Annotated in this window: 18 protein-coding genes; 10 read left to right on the top strand and 8 right to left on the bottom strand. The window is 35.0% G+C overall.

The window, feature by feature from the left end:
* Positions 1-3: 3 nt before the first annotated feature.
* Positions 4-1,356 carry a ShlB/FhaC/HecB family protein gene (locus tag HSM_RS05630; protein ID WP_012340274.1) on the bottom strand — a complete coding sequence of 451 codons (1,353 nt, stop codon included), beginning with the start codon at positions 1,354-1,356 and terminating at the stop codon, positions 4-6.
* Between the two features lie 669 nt (positions 1,357-2,025).
* Here HSM_RS05630 and srlA point away from each other — a divergent pair.
* From srlA to srlR, 7 genes are all read left to right on the top strand, one after another.
* On the top strand, positions 2,026-2,580 hold the full coding sequence (gene srlA / locus HSM_RS05625) for a PTS glucitol/sorbitol transporter subunit IIC (protein WP_011608835.1): 555 nt from the start codon (positions 2,026-2,028) through the stop codon (positions 2,578-2,580).
* A 36-nt stretch (positions 2,581-2,616) separates the two neighbouring features.
* The gene (srlE, locus tag HSM_RS05620) at positions 2,617-3,612 is read left to right on the top strand and encodes a PTS glucitol/sorbitol transporter subunit IIB (RefSeq protein WP_012340272.1); all 996 of its coding nucleotides are present in this window, start codon (positions 2,617-2,619) and stop codon (positions 3,610-3,612) included.
* A 60-nt stretch (positions 3,613-3,672) separates the two neighbouring features.
* Positions 3,673-4,038, top strand: a complete 366-nt coding sequence (gene srlB / locus HSM_RS05615; RefSeq protein WP_012340271.1) for a PTS glucitol/sorbitol transporter subunit IIA — start codon at positions 3,673-3,675, stop codon at positions 4,036-4,038.
* A 46-nt stretch (positions 4,039-4,084) separates the two neighbouring features.
* Positions 4,085-4,873, top strand: a complete 789-nt coding sequence (gene srlD / locus HSM_RS05610) for a sorbitol-6-phosphate dehydrogenase (RefSeq protein WP_011608832.1) — start codon at positions 4,085-4,087, stop codon at positions 4,871-4,873.
* A 54-nt stretch (positions 4,874-4,927) separates the two neighbouring features.
* On the top strand, positions 4,928-5,296 hold the full coding sequence (gene gutM, locus HSM_RS05605) for a transcriptional regulator GutM (protein ID WP_011608831.1): 369 nt from the start codon (positions 4,928-4,930) through the stop codon (positions 5,294-5,296).
* A gap of 74 nt (positions 5,297-5,370) precedes the next feature.
* Positions 5,371-6,018 (top strand): hexitol phosphatase HxpB, encoded by a 648-nt coding sequence (hxpB, locus tag HSM_RS05600; RefSeq protein WP_012340270.1) that lies wholly within the window; start codon positions 5,371-5,373, stop codon positions 6,016-6,018.
* A 42-nt stretch (positions 6,019-6,060) separates the two neighbouring features.
* Positions 6,061-6,870 carry a glucitol operon DNA-binding transcriptional repressor SrlR gene (gene srlR / locus HSM_RS05595; RefSeq protein WP_012340269.1) on the top strand — a complete coding sequence of 270 codons (810 nt, stop codon included), beginning with the start codon at positions 6,061-6,063 and terminating at the stop codon, positions 6,868-6,870.
* 210 nt (positions 6,871-7,080) lie between these two features.
* Here srlR and purE read toward each other — a convergent pair whose 3' ends face one another.
* Complete coding sequence (purE, locus tag HSM_RS05590; protein WP_012340268.1) at positions 7,081-7,578, bottom strand: 5-(carboxyamino)imidazole ribonucleotide mutase; 498 nt, start codon at positions 7,576-7,578, stop codon at positions 7,081-7,083.
* A 200-nt stretch (positions 7,579-7,778) separates the two neighbouring features.
* Between purE and tyrA the strand changes: the two genes are divergently transcribed.
* Positions 7,779-8,903: a bifunctional chorismate mutase/prephenate dehydrogenase gene (tyrA, locus tag HSM_RS05585; protein WP_041605073.1), complete on the top strand. Its 1,125-nt coding sequence runs from the start codon at positions 7,779-7,781 to the stop codon at positions 8,901-8,903.
* 281 nt (positions 8,904-9,184) lie between these two features.
* Here the strand turns inward: tyrA and HSM_RS05580 are convergent, their stop codons facing one another.
* Entirely contained in the window at positions 9,185-9,574 is a 390-nt protein-coding gene (locus HSM_RS05580) for a helix-turn-helix domain-containing protein (RefSeq protein ID WP_011608826.1), read from the bottom strand.
* 161 nt (positions 9,575-9,735) lie between these two features.
* On the opposite strand from HSM_RS05580, the gene HSM_RS05575 reads away from it, so the two are divergent.
* A complete protein-coding gene (locus HSM_RS05575; RefSeq protein WP_012340265.1) occupies positions 9,736-10,227 on the top strand; it encodes a hypothetical protein in 492 nt (163 codons plus the stop codon).
* A gap of 82 nt (positions 10,228-10,309) precedes the next feature.
* Here HSM_RS05575 and fumC read toward each other — a convergent pair whose 3' ends face one another.
* Entirely contained in the window at positions 10,310-11,704 is a 1,395-nt protein-coding gene (gene fumC / locus HSM_RS05570) for a class II fumarate hydratase (RefSeq protein WP_012340264.1), read from the bottom strand.
* A 206-nt stretch (positions 11,705-11,910) separates the two neighbouring features.
* Between fumC and HSM_RS05565 the strand changes: the two genes are divergently transcribed.
* Positions 11,911-12,852 (top strand): sigma 54-interacting transcriptional regulator, encoded by a 942-nt coding sequence (locus tag HSM_RS05565; RefSeq protein WP_012340263.1) that lies wholly within the window; start codon positions 11,911-11,913, stop codon positions 12,850-12,852.
* A gap of 16 nt (positions 12,853-12,868) precedes the next feature.
* Here HSM_RS05565 and hflX read toward each other — a convergent pair whose 3' ends face one another.
* The 4 genes from hflX to HSM_RS05545 all read right to left on the bottom strand — a co-directional run bounded on the left by hflX (position 12,869) and on the right by HSM_RS05545 (position 17,050).
* Positions 12,869-14,245, bottom strand: coding sequence for a ribosome rescue GTPase HflX (hflX, locus tag HSM_RS05560; RefSeq protein WP_012340262.1), 1,377 nt, complete (start codon positions 14,243-14,245; stop codon positions 12,869-12,871).
* Between the two features lie 2 nt (positions 14,246-14,247).
* A complete protein-coding gene (hfq, locus tag HSM_RS05555; protein WP_012340261.1) occupies positions 14,248-14,538 on the bottom strand; it encodes an RNA chaperone Hfq in 291 nt (96 codons plus the stop codon).
* Positions 14,539-14,744: 206 nt separating this feature from the next.
* Positions 14,745-16,115 carry a glutathione-disulfide reductase gene (gorA, locus tag HSM_RS05550; RefSeq protein WP_012340260.1) on the bottom strand — a complete coding sequence of 457 codons (1,371 nt, stop codon included), beginning with the start codon at positions 16,113-16,115 and terminating at the stop codon, positions 14,745-14,747.
* Positions 16,116-16,204: 89 nt separating this feature from the next.
* Positions 16,205-17,050, bottom strand: a complete 846-nt coding sequence (locus HSM_RS05545) for a 23S rRNA (adenine(2030)-N(6))-methyltransferase RlmJ (RefSeq protein ID WP_012340259.1) — start codon at positions 17,048-17,050, stop codon at positions 16,205-16,207.
* Between the last annotated feature and the right edge of the window lie 57 nt (positions 17,051-17,107).

The following is a 17,107-nucleotide window of genomic DNA, read 5'->3' as shown; positions in this document are numbered from 1 at the left end:
TCACTAAAATTCAAACCCTAAATTTAAATTTAAAACTGAATTACCTTTATTACTCCTTGAGTATTCTAGATTAATACTTGTTTGTTTATATTTAAATTTTGAACCTATGCTCATTCCAGTTGAATATTCTTTAAAATTACTACCTAGTGCCACATCGATATATGGTATTACATTAATTTTGTTTATTGTCATTGGATATTTCATTTTATTATTCATAACTATGAGTTTATCTGTCTTTGCTATTGATAACGGGATATTATCAATCCCATATATATTAAGTTTTCTCGTATAACGATCATACACACTATCCGAACTCATATTCTTATTATAAATCACATTCGTTATTAAATCATAGTATTTAGAATATAAATTAAAATCTATACCTGATGTAATTACATAATCCTTTTTTTTATATGCTCTTATATCCGCAATATTTATACCTATTTTAGGTTTTAACATTAATTGAACATAATAACCACTTAAATTCAATAATTTTGTATACACTAAACTTGTTTCAAACTCATAAAACCAATTGTTTGTTATATTCGTATTTTTCCTTACATTAAACCTTTTATTATTTATAGTTATCGAATTATTTAAATCTATATTATTAATATCCGTATTTACATTCAATAATATTTCTCTTTCTATTGTTTCTACATCTTCATTTAAAATGTCTTTCGTATACTGATACTGTATTGTTGCTTCATTATTTCTTATAGGTATTTTATATTTCAAGCTCATATTTCTATAATCTGATAATAGAGAAAAGTTCACATTTAATTCGTCATTCATACCTATTAATTGTTCGAAACCAAATCCAACAACATATTTAAAACCACGATAAGAATCCGAATTAATACCTTTAGAATAATCTGCAGAAATTTTAGGATATATCGCAGGTTTAAAGTCATTTATGATTATTATATTACTATCTTGACTACCTTTGATATTTTCCACCCTTATTTTTACATTATTACCTTTTATTTTTTTAAATTTAGATACTATTTCATCAATATCACGAATATTTAATATCTCTCCCTCTAATTTATTTAAATTTAATAATTCCTTTTTTAATTTTGCATTTTTTGTCGAATTATCTTGTAATATTACTTTTTGTATTTTTCCAGGAATAATAACTAAATTCTCTTCTTTATCAATAATTTTCGATGTTACATAACCTCTGTTTAATAATTCTATTGTTAATACTTCTATCTGTTTTATAAGTTCATCTCTATTCCAAAATTCTATATATTCCTTATCAATTAAATCATAATCATCTATAACATTAATCCTATATGAATAAGCATATGCTGATATTAATAACAGAATTGCAGTTATATATTTTTTCTTCATTCCCTTCTTACCATAATAAACTTTTTACGTTTTATTGTCATGACATTTTTTAAATGTCAAGTTTAAAATAAAAATATCCTGAAAAATTCATCACTTTAATTTTTAGGATATTTTCCAATTCAACTATGACCATTTATTCAAAAAGTATTTTCAGATTGCCTGAAAACTGATTTTTTCTCAGCACGATAACCTTGAATATCATCAATAAAAAAGAGTTGCTGATTTAATCCGCCCTCCATCGTGTGTGAGTCATTGTTTTTCTAACTAAAAATGTTGTTTGACTGCTTGGTGCATCATTTTATCATGCACGACATGATGATAATGAGGTGGTTTGGGTTTATCGCCCTTTTCCATTTCCAAACCATTACTTAAAACCAGTGTACTTTTATTCGTCTCTGCGACGAATAAATCATCAATTGCTTGATGAAAAAGGCTTAATTTTTCGCATTTACTTAACTTAAATTCTTATGTGTTTAAAACAAAAGGTGCCTCTTTCCGTCCAAATTACTCAATCAATATTTCAAACCGAAACAATAATAATTTATTTTGAAATAAATTTTGATTTTTTGATCAACTTCACAGTTTTTAAAATGAAAATAACTTACTATTTACATGTCTCTAAAATGCAGAGATGAAAAAATATGTTTTATTTTGAAAATTGGAGGTCGTATGATCGAAGCAATCACACACGGAGCAGAATGGTTTATCGGTTTGTTCCAAAAAGGGGGAGAAACCTTAGTCGGAATGATGAATGGTATTTTACCTCTATTAATCTCATTACTAGTTGTAATGAATGCCTTAATTAAATTTATTGGGCAAGATCGTATAGAAAGACTGGCACAGAAAAGTGCAGGCAATCCTATTTCACGTTACTTGATCTTACCGGTAATTGGCACTTTCGTTTTTTGCAATCCTATGACGTTAAGTTTAGGACGCTTCTTACCAGAGCGTTATAAACCAAGTTACTACGCCGCAGCATCTTATAGCTGCCACTCAATGAACGGCTTATTTCCTCATATCAACCCAGGTGAATTATTCGTTTATTTAGGTATTGCCAGTGGTTTAACGACTTTAGGATTACCTCTTGGGCCTTTAGCTGTTAGCTATTTATTAGTCGGCATGTTCACTAACTTCTTCCGTGGTTGGATTACGGACTTTACCACAGCTTTCTTTGAAAAAAGAATGGGAATTACATTAGATAGAGAAGTGAATCTATCTCACTAAACTAATTAAACGGAATGAAAAGTAGAGGAATACATTATGAGTAATAAAGCAGTTTATATTGAAAAAGGTAACGGTGGTTGGGGTGGTCCATTAACATTATCTATTATTGAAGGCAAAAAAATACTTTATATGACCGGAGGCACTCGTCCTGCTATTGTGAATAAATTGGTGGAATTAACTGGCTGGGAAGCAGTAGATGGTTTTAAAGAAGGCGAACCGCCAGCAGAAGAAATTGGAATTGCAATTGTTGACTGTGGTGGTGTATTACGTTGTGGGCTTTACCCAAAACGTCGCATTCCAACTATTAATATTCACGCAACCGGCAAATCAGGACCTTTAGCAGAATTTATTGTTGAAGATATTTATGTTTCTGCCGTAAAAGAAAATAATATTTCGTTAATTGATGTGGATGCCGCAGCCCTTTCTGTCATATCTGAAGAAAAAATTGCTTCATCAACTACCGCAAAAGAGTATGATTCAAGTAAAAAAATCACCGAACAAAGTAATGGTTTATTGGCAAAAATAGGTATGGGAATGGGTTCTGTCGCCGCACTCTTTTTCCAAGCCGGACGTGATACTATTGATACAGTCCTGAAAACCATTTTACCGTTTATGGCATTCGTTTCCGCCTTGATTGGAATCATTATTGCTTCCGGTTTGGGGGATTTAATTGCTCATGGTTTAACACCGCTTGCAAATAGCCCACTCGGTTTAGTTACTCTTGCGTTAATTTGTTCTTTCCCACTACTCTCTCCATTCTTAGGTCCCGGAGCTGTTATTGCTCAAGTTATCGGTGTATTAGTAGGGACACAAATCGGTTTAGGGAACATTCCACCACATTTAGCCCTGCCGGCACTTTTTGCCATTAATGCTCAAGCCGCTTGTGATTTCATTCCCGTGGGGCTTTCAATGGCAGAAGCGAAACAAGATACTGTGCGAGTGGGCGTACCTTCTGTATTAGTCAGTCGTTTTTTGACTGGTGCACCGACAGTATTAATTGCATGGGCGGTATCTGCATTCATTTATCAGTAATCACTTTACAAGCGGTTAAATTTGCAAACCAACCGCTTGTAAAACAAAAGGAATATTCAAATGACGATTATCTATAAAACAACGTTTACTAAAATCGGCAATTTTGCTCATGATGCACTAAACGACAATATGTTAATCACTTTCAAACAAAATGCACCTGCCGATTTAGAAGATTACTGTTTCTTACACAATCCATCTGAATTAAGCGACGCTTTACAAGTTGGCGATATTGCCGAATTTGATGGTGTTGAATATCCGATTACCGCCATTGGCAGTGTAGCGTCGGATAATTTATCCGCACTCGGACACATTACTTTCCGTTTTGATGGGGCGACCGAAGCGGAATTTCCGGGAAGTGTTCATGTTGTTGGTGTTCCACCAAAAACATTAATGGAAAGTTCCATCTTAGTTATTAAACGTGATTAAGTCCAAATTAGAAATGATTTCAAATTGAAAGTTAAAGGAATATATTATGAATAATGAAAAAAAAGTAGCCATCGTTGTCGGTGGTGGTCAAACACTAGGGGCATTTTTATCTAAAGGTTTAGCGGATGCCGGCTATCGTATTGTTGTTGCCGACTTAAATGGCGAAAATGCACAAAAAGTAGCTGCTGATATTAACGTCAAGCAAGGCGAAGGAAATGCAATTGGGGTGCAAGTTGATGCGGGCGATGAATCAAGCGTTGAAGCTTTGACAAAAGTAACGGATTGTGTATTTGGTCGTGCTGATGTCTTGGTCTATAACGCAGGTACTGCAAAAGCTTCACCCATTTGGGATTTCAATTTAAATGATTTTGATTTATCAGTAAAAGTGAATCTAACGGGTTACTTTTTAACTGCCAAGCATTTTTCCCGTTTAATGATTCGTGATGGCATTAAAGGGCGTATCATTCAAATTAACTCTAAATCGGGTAAAGTCGGAAGTAAGTACAATTCTGGTTATAGTGCGGCAAAATTTGGCGGTGTTGGCTTAACGCAATCCTTAGCATTAGATCTTGCTGACAAAGGCATTACAGTTCATTCATTAATGTTAGGCAATTTATTGAAATCGCCGATGTTCCAATCTTTAATTCCACAATATGCGGCTAAACTTGGTATCTCGGAGAGTGAAGTGGAGCAAGTTTATATTGATAAAGTACCTTTAAAGCGAGGTTGTGATTATCAAGATGTACTGAATGTTTTAAAATTCTATGCTAGCGAAGAAGCGGCTTATTGCACTGGACAGTCAATTAATATTACTGGCGGTCAAGTGATGTTCTAAATGAGTAAACAGCCAGATTATTCAGACTCTATGGCTTTTTATTAAGAGGTAAAAATGGATCCAATTACATTGCTGATTACATTCTCAATTATAATGTGGCTTTTGCAATCTATTCTAGGCTGGCTACAAATTAGAGCCTTTAACCAAGCTTTTCTAGAAATAAGCAAGAAAGGAAAAATCACTGTTGGGCGTAACAGCGGTCGTTTTAATCCAAAATCTGTGATTGTCTTGGCATTTAATGAAGAGAAAAAAGTTGTGGATAGTCTTCACATGAAAGGTTTTTCTGTTTTTGCTAGACCACAAAAGTTAGTTGACGTCATTGGCTTACCTCTTGATCAAATTATTCCGGAAAAAATTTTTCCAACTGATAAACGCTCACAATTTGCGTTAAAAGTAGCAATATCTTCCGGATATAGTTGTTAAGATCAAAAAACAATGTAAATTTTATTTCATTTTGAATATTTTTTCATTGAAAAATGCGATAATGGAGAAAAAGGATGCAAATCAATAGTGTTATCTTTGATATGGATGGGGTAATGATTGATTCAGAACCTCAATGGGCAAAGGCTCAAATTGCGGTATTGGCTGAATTTGGTATCGCAATTACCGAGAAAGAGTGTGAAAAATTCACTAGGGGTAAACGGATCGATGAATTGAGTGAAACTTGGATTAAAAAATTTAACTTATCCGTATCCAACCAAAAATTAAGTGAAGCAATTTTGGAAAATGGCTGTAATGCAATTGCACAAACAGGTATAGCCTTGAAAGGGCTGTATGAATTATTAGCGTTTTTAAAATCTAATCATATTAAACTGGCAGTTGCTACATCATCGCCTCCAGTTGTAATTAAGACCATTTTTGATCGCTTAAAATTGTGGGATTACTTCCCAATTCAATGTAGTGCAATGGATGAAGAATATGGCAAACCACATCCTGCCGTCTATTTGAGAGCAGTAAAAAAATTAGGGATTGAAAAACAAGAATGTATTGTTATTGAAGATAGTATTACTGGTTTAATTGCAGCCAAAGCAGCCAATTTAACTACATTTTTGGTGAATTCCAATTATGAAAATGAAAAATTTTCAATTGCCGATGAAAGAATGGCTTCACTTTTAGATGTCATGACAAAACTAAAACTATATTAGCATAGATTGGTTCGCTCCAATTTTTGCTAAATTGGAGGAACAATGAAACCTTTTGAAAGAAGACAGCTAATTTTAGCGTTTTTAGCAAAATATGGGCGAACGGAAGTAGATGTTTTGGCTACTCATTTTAAATTGACGGGTGCAACAATTCGTAAGGATTTAACCGCACTTGAAGAAGATAGAAAGGTCTTACGTACTTATGGAAGTGTCGTCTTAATTGATGAAGAACTTCTTGAACGAGAAGAAAAAATCAATAAAGAGGACAAAGAAGATAAACCGATTGCACAAAAAACAGCAATTAATATTCAACAAAAGCAACGTATTGGGCAAAAAGCAGCAACGCTTATTAGTGAAGGAAATTCGGTCATTTTTGATGCAGGGAGTACTGTGCTACAAATGATCCCATACTTAAAGCAGTTTGATAATCTTTCTTTAATGACAAATAGTTTAACAATCTTTAATGCTATTTTAGTACTGAATAAACCTTATAATTTATTAATTTCCGGCGGGACATTTCGTGAAAAATCGGCTTCTTTTCACGGTTATTTTGCTGAATCTGCTTTTATCGGTTCAACCTTTGATATACTTTTTATCGGTACTGATGGCTTTGATTTAGACGTTGGGCTAACTACTTTTAATGAGGTCTATAAAGTGAGTTCTCTAATGTGTGATGCAGCGAAAAAAATTGTGGTTTTAGCCGATTCCAGCAAATTTGGAAGAAAAAGCCCGAATATTGTGTGTGGTTTAAATAAAATCCATACAATTATTACGGATGAAGGTTTGTCTTTAGAAATGAGAGAAAAAATTAGAGAAAAAGGTATTGAACTCTTAGTAGTGTCAAAAGACAACTAATTAAAATGGCTTGGGAAACCAAATGACTTATGCTAAGAATAGCAGGATGGATACCGGAAAGTCCTAAACAACAGTTTGAGAGGATATACATTTGCTTTGAATAAAAATTATAAAGCCTAATTTTTCTGACCAAGTCATAAAGCCGATAGGATGTTTTAACTATCGGCTTTTTATTCATTGCTCAACATTACCTAATGAAGAATTAAAGCCTTATTCTCTCGGATCGGAATTATTCAAAACACTGTCAGTTTGAGCTTGGCGAAATTGGTGCAATTTTTGTGCTAAGTGCGGATCGAAAGCAGCGAGAATTTGTGAGGCTAACAAAGCGGCATTTGCAGCTCCGGCAGATCCGATAGCCAAGGTTCCCACAGGAATGCCTTTGGGCATTTGCACAATAGAATATAAACTATCTACACCATTTAACGTTGAGCTTTTTACTGGCACACCTAATACAGGCACGATAGTTTTTGCTGCAATCATACCGGGTAAATGTGCGGCACCACCAGCACCAGCAATAATCACTTTATAACCTTTTGCTTCTGCATTTTCTGCAAACTCAAAGAGTTTATCGGGAGTGCGATGTGCCGATACAACTTCAACATGGTAAGGTAAATCCAAGCTATCTAAAATGATAGCGGTTTCTTGCATAGTCGACCAGTCACTTTTTGATCCCATGACAATGGCTATTTGAGGTTTATTATCTTGCATAAGAATTCCTTTACTAAAAATAATGCTAAGAATAGCATAATATAAATTACACAAGCAAACGATTGCGGATTAATCAGAACGCAAAGTGCGGTATTTTTTTATAAAATTTAGTTGCGTATTTGATATTTATTTTGTAAGTTATTTTTTACAACCATTGTAATAATAAATGTACAAACTATATTAGTAAGATGAAAATAGCTATGGACGTTTTAAAAAATTTAAGAACAGAAATTGATTGCTTAGATCGTGAATTACTACACCTTTTTTCTCAACGCTTAGAATTAGTCAGAAAAGTAGGCAAAGTGAAACATCAATATGGATTACCGATTTATGTACCTGAACGTGAAAATGAAATGTTACAGGCTCGTCGCAATGAAGCGGAAAAGTTAGGTGTTTCACCGGATTTAATTGAAGATGTTTTGCGTCGTTTGATGCGGGAATCTTATACTAGAGAAAATCAATACGGTTTTAAAACAGCAAATCCTGAAATAAAAAAAATCGTCATTGTTGGAGGAAAGGGAAAATTAGGGGCATTATTTGCTCGTTATTTGTCTTCTTCCGGTTATCAAATTGCTGTCTTAGAGAAACAGGATTGGCAAAGTGCGGATAAAATTTTACAAAATGCAAATGTAGTTATTGTTTGTGTCCCAATTGCACAAACTTTAAATGTGATTGACCGTCTAAAGCCTTATCTAACCGAAAATATGCTATTAACAGATTTAACCTCAGTCAAACGTCAACCGTTGGAAAAAATGTTACAAGTGCATCAAGGTGCGGTATTAGGATTACATCCAATGTTTGGTCCGGATATTACCAATATGGCAAAGCAAGTGGTAGTACGTTGTGACGGTCGCTACCCTGAAAAATACCAATGGTTTTTGGAACAAATTCAAATGTGGGGAGCGAAAATTTATCAAGTTGATGCAACCGAACATGATAAAAGTATGACGTATGTACAAGCCTTACGTCATTTTTCAACCTTTGCAAATGGTTTGCATTTATCAAAACAACCTATTGAGTTGGCACAATTGCTTGCCCTATCTTCACCCATTTATCGTCTTGAATTAGCCATGATCGGACGTTTATTTGCTCAAGATGCGGAACTTTATGCAGATATTATTATGGACAAATCGGAGAATTTGGAAGTGATTAAGAGTCTAAAACAAAGCTATGAAGAAAGTCTAAATTTCTTTGAACATAATAACAAGCAGGGGTTTATTGACTGTTTTAATCAAGTGCGGGAATGGTTTGGTGAGTATTCAGAGCAATTTTTGAAAGAAAGTCGGCAATTATTACAACAGGCGAATGATTACAGAAGCATTTGATATCATTTCAAATTTTTCTCAAAAATTTCACAAAGACGATTGATAAAATAAGACGCTTTTAAAGGGAAAGACAAACAGATAAGAGGTTAAATAATTAATGAAATGCTGGAAAATTTAAGCTATTTCATCAGCCAATGAATTTTTTCGGACAACCGGCTCACTAAAAGAACACATAACGGAATATTATGATCCAGCAAAGTAATTAAAACATATATCATTTCGCCAACAGGTAATTTTTAAAGTGGTGTTCTTGCCAATCAACGATACATCAGAGAAATGCCTTATTTTGAAGTTTCCAACAGGGTAATAATCTTTTTAAGTGATTGAATTTCTTTTTCTTTTTGAATAAGCAACTCATTTTTATGTGCAAGCGTCAGTTTTAATTTTTCGATTTCAATTAACGATGATTCACTCATATTGCCATAATTTGTATAAATATAATCACTGTTCTCATTCATACAAAAAATTACACCTTTATCAATATCTATCAGATCCGCTAAGTTCATATTAAAAATACGAGCAATCTGAACCAATTTATCATAGTGCAACTTTGTTTCGCCCCGTTCAATTTTTGCATAACCACTTAGAGACATATTCATTTTATGAGCCATTTCTTCTTGAGACCATTGGCGGACTTCCCGCATCAGGCGAATTTTATTATGCATTGCCATGAGAACCTCACAAATTGGGTAATTTTAATCACAATTTAGGTAGTAATTTATCTTATTCGTTTCTAGTCAAAATATAGATTGTTACCTAAAATCTAACTTCGAACACTAATAGACAGATTAGTATAATTGTTACCATTTTACACATTTAAGAGGATTTATCCATGAAAAGATTAAGAAAATTATCAGTATTAGCAGTTGTCGCTATGTTTGCTACCGGTTGTGCAACTATCGTGAGTAAACGCAATTATAATGTTTCAATTCAATCAAACCCTAGTAATGCCTACTTTGTGATAAAAAATAGAGCTGGAAAAGTTATTACATCAGGAAAAACACCTCAAAATGTTGTCTTACCAGCAGGAGCCGGATATTTCAAAGGCGAAAAATATGAAATTACTTTTACCCCTGAAGGTAAAAATGCCAAAAGCCAAACTTTTCTGTTAGAAGCAAAACTTGATGGTTGGTATATTGGAAACTTTGTATTTGGAGGCTTAATTGGGTTACTTATTGTTGATCCTATAACAGGTGCAATGTACAAATTACCTGATTATTTCCATGCTGATTTGGGACTGAATAACAAAACCGGATTACATATTATTTCAACAGATGTTTTAACTACGGAACAAAAATCAAAATTGGAACCAATTCAGTTATAAAAAATAATGTTAAGTTAAAGCTATTGTAGTAAAAAATAAGGCGAGAACTCATCTCGCCTTAATTAAATGTTCAATAAGTGAACTATTTTAAGCTGCCAACCATATCTTCCGGACGTACCCATTCATCGAATTGTTCCGCACTCACCAACCCAAGATTGATGGCTTCTGCTTTCAATGTTGTACCATTTTTATGTGCAGTTTTCGCAATTTTAGCTGCATTTTCATAACCAATATGCGTATTAAGTGCGGTAACTAACATTAAAGATTGCTCCAGTTGTTGCTTAATACGTGGATAGTTTGGCTCAATACCCATTGCACAATGTTCATCAAATGACACACAAGCATCACCTAATAATTGTGCCGATTGTAAGAAATTGTATGCCATGACGGGTTTATACACATTTAATTGGAAATGACCTTGTGTACCTGCGAAAGAAATAGTGACATCATTACCTAGTACTTGTGCACAAACCATTGTCATTGCTTCACATTGCGTTGGGTTTACTTTACCCGGCATAATTGATGAACCCGGCTCATTTTCAGGAATGAGAATTTCCCCAATGCCTGAGCGTGGACCTGAAGCCAATAAACGAACATCATTGGCGATTTTGTAAAGAGAAACTGCTAACTGTTTTAAGGCACCATGAGTTTCAACAATCGCATCATGAGTTGCAAGAGCTTCAAATTTATTTTGTGCGGTAACAAAAGGCAACCCTGTAAATTTAGCAATATATTCCGCTACTTTTACATCATAGCCTTTAGGTGTATTCAGCCCTGTACCAACAGCTGTGCCACCTAAGGCAAGCTCACGCAAATGCGGTAAGGTGTTTTCCAGTGCCTTGATACCGAAAGCAAGTTGTGCCGCATACGCCGAAAACTCTTGGCCTAAAGTTAATGGTGTAGCGTCCATTAAATGAGTACGACCAATTTTTACAACATCTTTAAATAATTCTGCTTTTTCTGCTAACGTTTTTTGCAAACGTCTGACACAAGGTAACGTATGTTCAACCACTTTTTTATAAGCAGCAATATGCATGGCGGTAGGATAAGTATCATTTGAAGATTGGGATTTATTGACATCATCATTCGGGTGAATAACGGATTTTTCTCCTAATTTACCGCCTTGAATGACATGTGCACGGTTTGCAACAACTTCATTGACATTCATATTCGATTGAGTGCCTGAACCAGTTTGCCAAATTACAAGAGGGAATTGGTCATCAAGTTTATTGGCAAGAATTTCATCGCAAGCCCGAGCGATTAAATCACGTTTTTCCGTATTTAACACACCTAAATCATGGTTTGCATAAGCGGCGGCTTTTTTTAAATAACCGAAAGCCTCAATAATTTCTTTTGGCATCGAAGCTTCAGGACCGATTTTGAAATTGTTACGAGAACGTTCTGTTTGTGCAGCCCAATATTTATCAGCAGGAACTTGAACTTCGCCCATAGTGTCTTTTTCGATACGAAATGCCATTTTATACCTCGCTATTAAAGTGAATTTAAAAATTTGAGGAGATTTTAACACTTTAGTAGTAGTGTTGGAACTGACTGAACCTGTAAATGTTCGGTTTTGTGATGTAGATCAAGAGTAAACATATTCATCTTTGGTGTTCATTTTTCTTTACATTTTTTGTTCAACGTTTAGAATACAAAATCAATTGATTTAAAATGGGGTAAATTATGACAAAGCTGATTTCTTTTGATGATATTGTATGTAAAAGTGTAAAAATGCAGACGTTAATTGAAACAGCAAAAGCTTTTGCCGGATTGGACGCACCTTTACTCATTCAAGGAGAAACCGGAACAGGGAAAGACTTAATTGCAAAAGCCAGTCATAATGCCGGTCCTCGTAAGGCTCACTTGTTTATTGCCATAAATTGTGCGGGGCTACCTGCTGAAGATGCAGAAAGTGAAATGTTCGGTCGTTTGGATAAGGGAATTGAAACAACAGGCTTTTTTGAATATGCCAATAGAGGGACGGTATTATTAGATGGTATTGCTGAACTTTCTTTAGAGCTACAAGCAAAACTGTTGCGTTTTTTAAACGATGGTACTTTTCGTCGTGTTGGCGAGGAAAAAGAACATTGTGCAAATGTAAGAGTAATTTGCACATCGCAAATTCCGCTACAACACTATGTTGAACAAGGTAAAATGCGTGAAGATTTGTTTCATCGTCTAAATGTTTTAAGTTTGACTATTCCACCGTTGCGTGAAAGAGTAGAAGATATTGAGCCTCTCACAGAAATATTTATTCGTCAAATTAGTGAAAAACTTTCTATTTCAGTACCGCACTTTAATGAGCGGTTTATTCAATATCTGAAAAATTATACTTGGGCTGGAAATGTGCGTGAATTATATAATGCCTTATATCGAGCTTGCTCATTAGCCAAAAATAATGAGTTGGTAATTGCTGATTTAAACTTATCAGAGCAAGAAATTTTGCCGGTTAATGTTGATCAATTTGCCGGTGAAACCTTAGAACAAATAATGAATAAGTTCGAGTCAATGGTGTTACAAAAATTTTATGAGCAATATCCAAGTAGCCGTAAGTTGGCAGCCCGTTTAGGGATGTCGCATACAGCCATTGCCAATAAATTAAAACAATACGGAATTGTCAAATAGACTTAAAAAGTGCGGTTTATTTGTCGCTGATTTCTGTTGTTTCATAAAAACGTTTCAATAGCGGAAATTGCTTACTTAATTTGAGCCATTCAATTTTATCAATTTGAATATCAAGTAAGAATTCACCTTGTTCATTGATTTTCTCTTGCCGAACACAATTAAGCTGATAAAAACAATGCCGAATTTTACCGTATTGTGCAGCAAGATTGATCTCTAAATGTAGAATTTCGTGGCTTAATTTTTGTCGAATAGCCTCAACTAATAAATCCAAACCTTGATTTAATTGTGCAGAAAGATAAACAGCAATCGGTTGATTTTCTTCATCAAATTCAATATGAGGTTGAATATTCTCGACTTGATCAATTTTGTTATACACTAAAAGTGTTGTAACTTGGTTTGCTTTAATCTCACTTAAAACTTCATTAACCGTCAACATATTTTCTAATTTACGGCTATCTGCGACATCAATAACATGAAGCAATAAACTTGCTTCAGTAGTTTCTTGTAATGTTGATTTAAACGCAGAAACCAAGTCATGAGGCAACTCACGAATAAATCCAACAGTATCAGCAAGAACACAGTTCCCTACATCTTGAATTGGTAAACGTTTTAAAGTGGGATCTAGAGTTGCAAATAATTGATCTGCCACATAAACATTAGCTTGAGTTAGCACATTAAATAGAGTGGATTTTCCTGCATTCGTATAACCGACAAGGGAAATTGTCGGAATATCAGCTTTTCGGCGAGTTTGACGATTTTGATTTCTTTGTTTTGCTACTTTTTCTAAGCGATTTTGTAATTGAGTAATGCGAACTTTGATTAAACGGCGATCTGTTTCCAATTGTGTTTCACCCGGCCCACGCAATCCAACCGCACCTTTTTGTTGATCTAATCCTGTTTTTCGGCGGACTAAACGAGTTGCAAGGTGTCTGAGTTGTGCTAATTCAACTTGTAATTTTCCTTCATGCGACCTCGCTCTTTGAGCAAAAATATCTAAAATCAATCCTGTTCTATCGACAACACGACATTGACAGATACTTTCTAAATTACGAGTCTGTGCAGGTGTTAAGCTATGATTAACTAACACAATATCCGCATTGAGTTGTTCAACAGCTTGAGCAATTTCCTCTGCCTTCCCTTGTCCAACAAAATATTTAGCTTGTGGCGTGGAGCGTGAGGTTGTGATTATTGAAAGAATATCAACATTTGCTGATTTAACCAAAAGTTGGAATTCCTGTAAATCCTCTAGATTTTTATTTTGAGAAAAGAAAACATGAACCACAATTGCTTTGTCAAATTGAGGCACATTTATGTTGGAAGAAAGTGCGGTAGGATCTTGGGCAAAATCAACCGCACTTGCGGTATATACTTTGAATTGCTTGTTTGTATTCAAAATTATTCAGTTTGATTTTCAGCTAATACTTCCGCTTGCATTTCTTGAGTTTGAACAATATGGTGATGCTGAACACTATTATGATGAGAAACTGAACGAGCCGGAACGACTGTTGAAATTGCGTGTTTATACACCATTTGGTTAACTGTATTTTTCAATAAAATAACAAATTGGTCGAAAGATTCGATTTGACCCTGAAGTTTGATGCCATTAACTAAGTAGATTGATACAGGAATACGTTCACGACGTAATGCGTTTAAATAAGGATCTTGTAGTGATTGTCCTTTTGCCATTTTCTTTTCCTTCTTATACTAATTATAGGAGATAGATTGAAGATAAACCGAATTCTCCACTCGTTGATCAGTATAACAGTTATTTTTTTTATGTCTAATCATTTGAAAGGTCGAGAATATCTTTCTAAATCAAGATACGCTATTAAAAGGATTGACCTCTAAGGTAGAGAACAATCCTTTTTTCATTAATTAATACCGCACTTTTATCAACGCATAGTGACAAATTCTTCCGAGCCTGTCGGGTGAATAGCGACAGTATTATCAAAGTCCGCTTTAGTTGCCCCCATTTTAATCGCTACGGCAAAACCTTGAATCATCTCATCGACACCAAAACCTATAGCGTGTAAACCGACAATTTTTTCTTCTTTACCAACACAAACCAGCTTCATACGGCAAGGCTGACGGTGTGAAGTCACCGCACTATACATTGGTGTAAAAGAAGATGTATAAACTTTCACTGCTTCCGCACCGTATTGTTCAATAGCTTTAGGCTCAGTCAAACCAACAGTTCCTATCGTTGGATGACTAAATACTACCGTCGGAACAAGATGGTAATCTAAATGCTCATCCGGTTTATTATTAAATAAACGCTCAGATAAGCGACGACCTGCCGCAACCGCAACCGGCGTTAATTCAATTCCTCCCTCAATAATATCACCGACGGCATAAATACCTTCAACATTCGTATTTTGATATTTATCTACCTTGATAAATCCACGTTCGTTAGTTTCTACACCTGTTGAAGCCAAATTAATCACATCAGTGGCAGGTTCCCGACCGATTGCCCAAATTAAACAATCTACGTCCTGCGTTCTCCCATCTTCTAATTTAATTGTTAGAGAATTATCCGCATTTTTGATAATTTCTTGTGGAATAGCTTGCGTATGTAATTGAATACCATCTTGTTTCATTACTTCGACAAGAGTTTCAATAATCAGCGGATCAAAGCTACGAATTGGCGTTTGCCGACGAACAAATAAATGAGTTTCCGCACCTAAACTATTAACAACGCCCGCCAATTCAACGGCAATGTAACCCGCACCAACTACCGCAATGCGTTTTGGTAATTCGGTCAACGCAAAAAAACCATCAGAATCAATACCATATTCTGCTCCTGGAATTGTCGGACGACTCGGACGTCCTCCGGTAGCAATTAAAATATGATCCGCTGTAACCAGCTCTTTTTCGCCGTTTGCATAACTCACTTCAATGGTTTTTGCATCAAAAAATTTAGCAAATCCATTTAATACATCAACATTATTCTTTGCAAGCACATTGTTGTACGAAGTATGAATACGATCGATATAAGCCTGACGACTTTCAACCAATTTGGCAAAATCAAAATGATTTAACGTAACATCAAAACCATAATCAGGTGCATATTTTGCAATAGCTTCAGCAACTTGTGCACCATAAAACATGACTTTTTTCGGCACACACCCGACATTCACACAAGTACCGCCCAAATATTTTGCTTCAATAATTGCACATTTTTTACCATAACTTGCAGCACGGTTAATTGAAGCAATACCGCCACTACCACCACCAATAGCAATATAATCATAATGTTTAGTCATTTTTCTCTCCTATATTTAAGTTTATGTATTCTGCTAAAAATTTGCCAAAAAAACCAACTGCCTGAATAAATTAATTTGATTGGTATTTTCTATTCCGGCGTAATCCATTTTACAGACCAATTACCGGTTCCTTCTGGTACTAAAGTGCGGGTCAAATAAGGCAAGATTTTTTTCATTTGATCTTCTAATGTCCATGGCGGATTAATCACAATCATGCCACTTGCAGTCATTCCTCGTTGTTCGGAGTCCGGACGTACCGCTAATTCAATCTGCAAAATTTTACGAATGTCGCTATTTTCCAAGCCCTTGATGATTCGTTTAGTTTGTTGTCGTAATACAACAGGATACCAAAGGGCGTAAATACCAGTTGCAAAACGTTTATATCCCTCTTCAATTGCTTTTACCACAAGATCATAATCTTCTTTTAGTTCATAAGGTGGATCAATTAAGATCAAACCTCGACGTTCTTTAGGCGGTAAAGTCGCTTTCAACTGCTGAAAACCATTATCCCGCTTTGTACTAATGTTATTGATTTCCTTAAATTCATTGCGTAACAAAGGATAATCTGCCGGATGTAACTCCGTTAACAATGCACGATCTTGTGAGCGTAAAAGTTGTGCGGCAATCAGGGGCGAACCTGCATAATAACGTAATTCTTTACCACCGTAATTCAGCTTTTTAATTAAAGAAATATAACGTTGAATTGCCTCGGGTAAATCCTCTTTTGCCCAAAGTCGAGCAATCCCCTCTCGATATTCCGCTGTTTTTTCCGCTTCATCACCGAATAAACGATAACGCCCGACACCAGAGTGTGTATCTAAATAATAAAATCCTTTTTCTTTTAATTTTAAATTTTCAATAATCAACATTAAAACAATATGTTTCAACACGTCAGCATGATTACCTGCGTGAAAACTGTGACGATAACTTAGCATAAACTTAGCCTTATAAAATAATGAAAGATAGACCGCACTTTTACAAAGTGCGGTTTG

Source organism: Histophilus somni 2336 (assembly GCF_000019405.1).
GTDB classification, from domain to species: Bacteria; Pseudomonadota; Gammaproteobacteria; order Enterobacterales; family Pasteurellaceae; genus Histophilus; species Histophilus somni.
Note: the sequence above shows the minus strand (reverse complement) of the source record. Positions and strands in the feature narration are given on the sequence as shown.

Coding starts and splice junctions, on each gene's coding strand:
- HSM_RS05630 (WP_012340274.1), bottom strand. CDS start 1,356: ATGAAGAAAAAATATATAACTGCAATTCTGTTATTAATATCAGCATAT.
- srlA (WP_011608835.1), top strand. CDS start 2,026: ATGATCGAAGCAATCACACACGGAGCAGAATGGTTTATCGGTTTGTTC.
- srlE (WP_012340272.1), top strand. CDS start 2,617: ATGAGTAATAAAGCAGTTTATATTGAAAAAGGTAACGGTGGTTGGGGT.
- srlB (WP_012340271.1), top strand. CDS start 3,673: ATGACGATTATCTATAAAACAACGTTTACTAAAATCGGCAATTTTGCT.
- srlD (WP_011608832.1), top strand. CDS start 4,085: ATGAATAATGAAAAAAAAGTAGCCATCGTTGTCGGTGGTGGTCAAACA.
- gutM (WP_011608831.1), top strand. CDS start 4,928: ATGGATCCAATTACATTGCTGATTACATTCTCAATTATAATGTGGCTT.
- hxpB (WP_012340270.1), top strand. CDS start 5,371: ATGCAAATCAATAGTGTTATCTTTGATATGGATGGGGTAATGATTGAT.
- srlR (WP_012340269.1), top strand. CDS start 6,061: ATGAAACCTTTTGAAAGAAGACAGCTAATTTTAGCGTTTTTAGCAAAA.
- purE (WP_012340268.1), bottom strand. CDS start 7,578: ATGCAAGATAATAAACCTCAAATAGCCATTGTCATGGGATCAAAAAGT.
- tyrA (WP_041605073.1), top strand. CDS start 7,779: ATGGACGTTTTAAAAAATTTAAGAACAGAAATTGATTGCTTAGATCGT.
- HSM_RS05580 (WP_011608826.1), bottom strand. CDS start 9,574: ATGGCAATGCATAATAAAATTCGCCTGATGCGGGAAGTCCGCCAATGG.
- HSM_RS05575 (WP_012340265.1), top strand. CDS start 9,736: ATGAAAAGATTAAGAAAATTATCAGTATTAGCAGTTGTCGCTATGTTT.
- fumC (WP_012340264.1), bottom strand. CDS start 11,704: ATGGCATTTCGTATCGAAAAAGACACTATGGGCGAAGTTCAAGTTCCT.
- HSM_RS05565 (WP_012340263.1), top strand. CDS start 11,911: ATGACAAAGCTGATTTCTTTTGATGATATTGTATGTAAAAGTGTAAAA.
- hfq (WP_012340261.1), bottom strand. CDS start 14,538: ATGGCAAAAGGACAATCACTACAAGATCCTTATTTAAACGCATTACGT.
- gorA (WP_012340260.1), bottom strand. CDS start 16,115: ATGACTAAACATTATGATTATATTGCTATTGGTGGTGGTAGTGGCGGT.
- HSM_RS05545 (WP_012340259.1), bottom strand. CDS start 17,050: ATGCTAAGTTATCGTCACAGTTTTCACGCAGGTAATCATGCTGACGTG.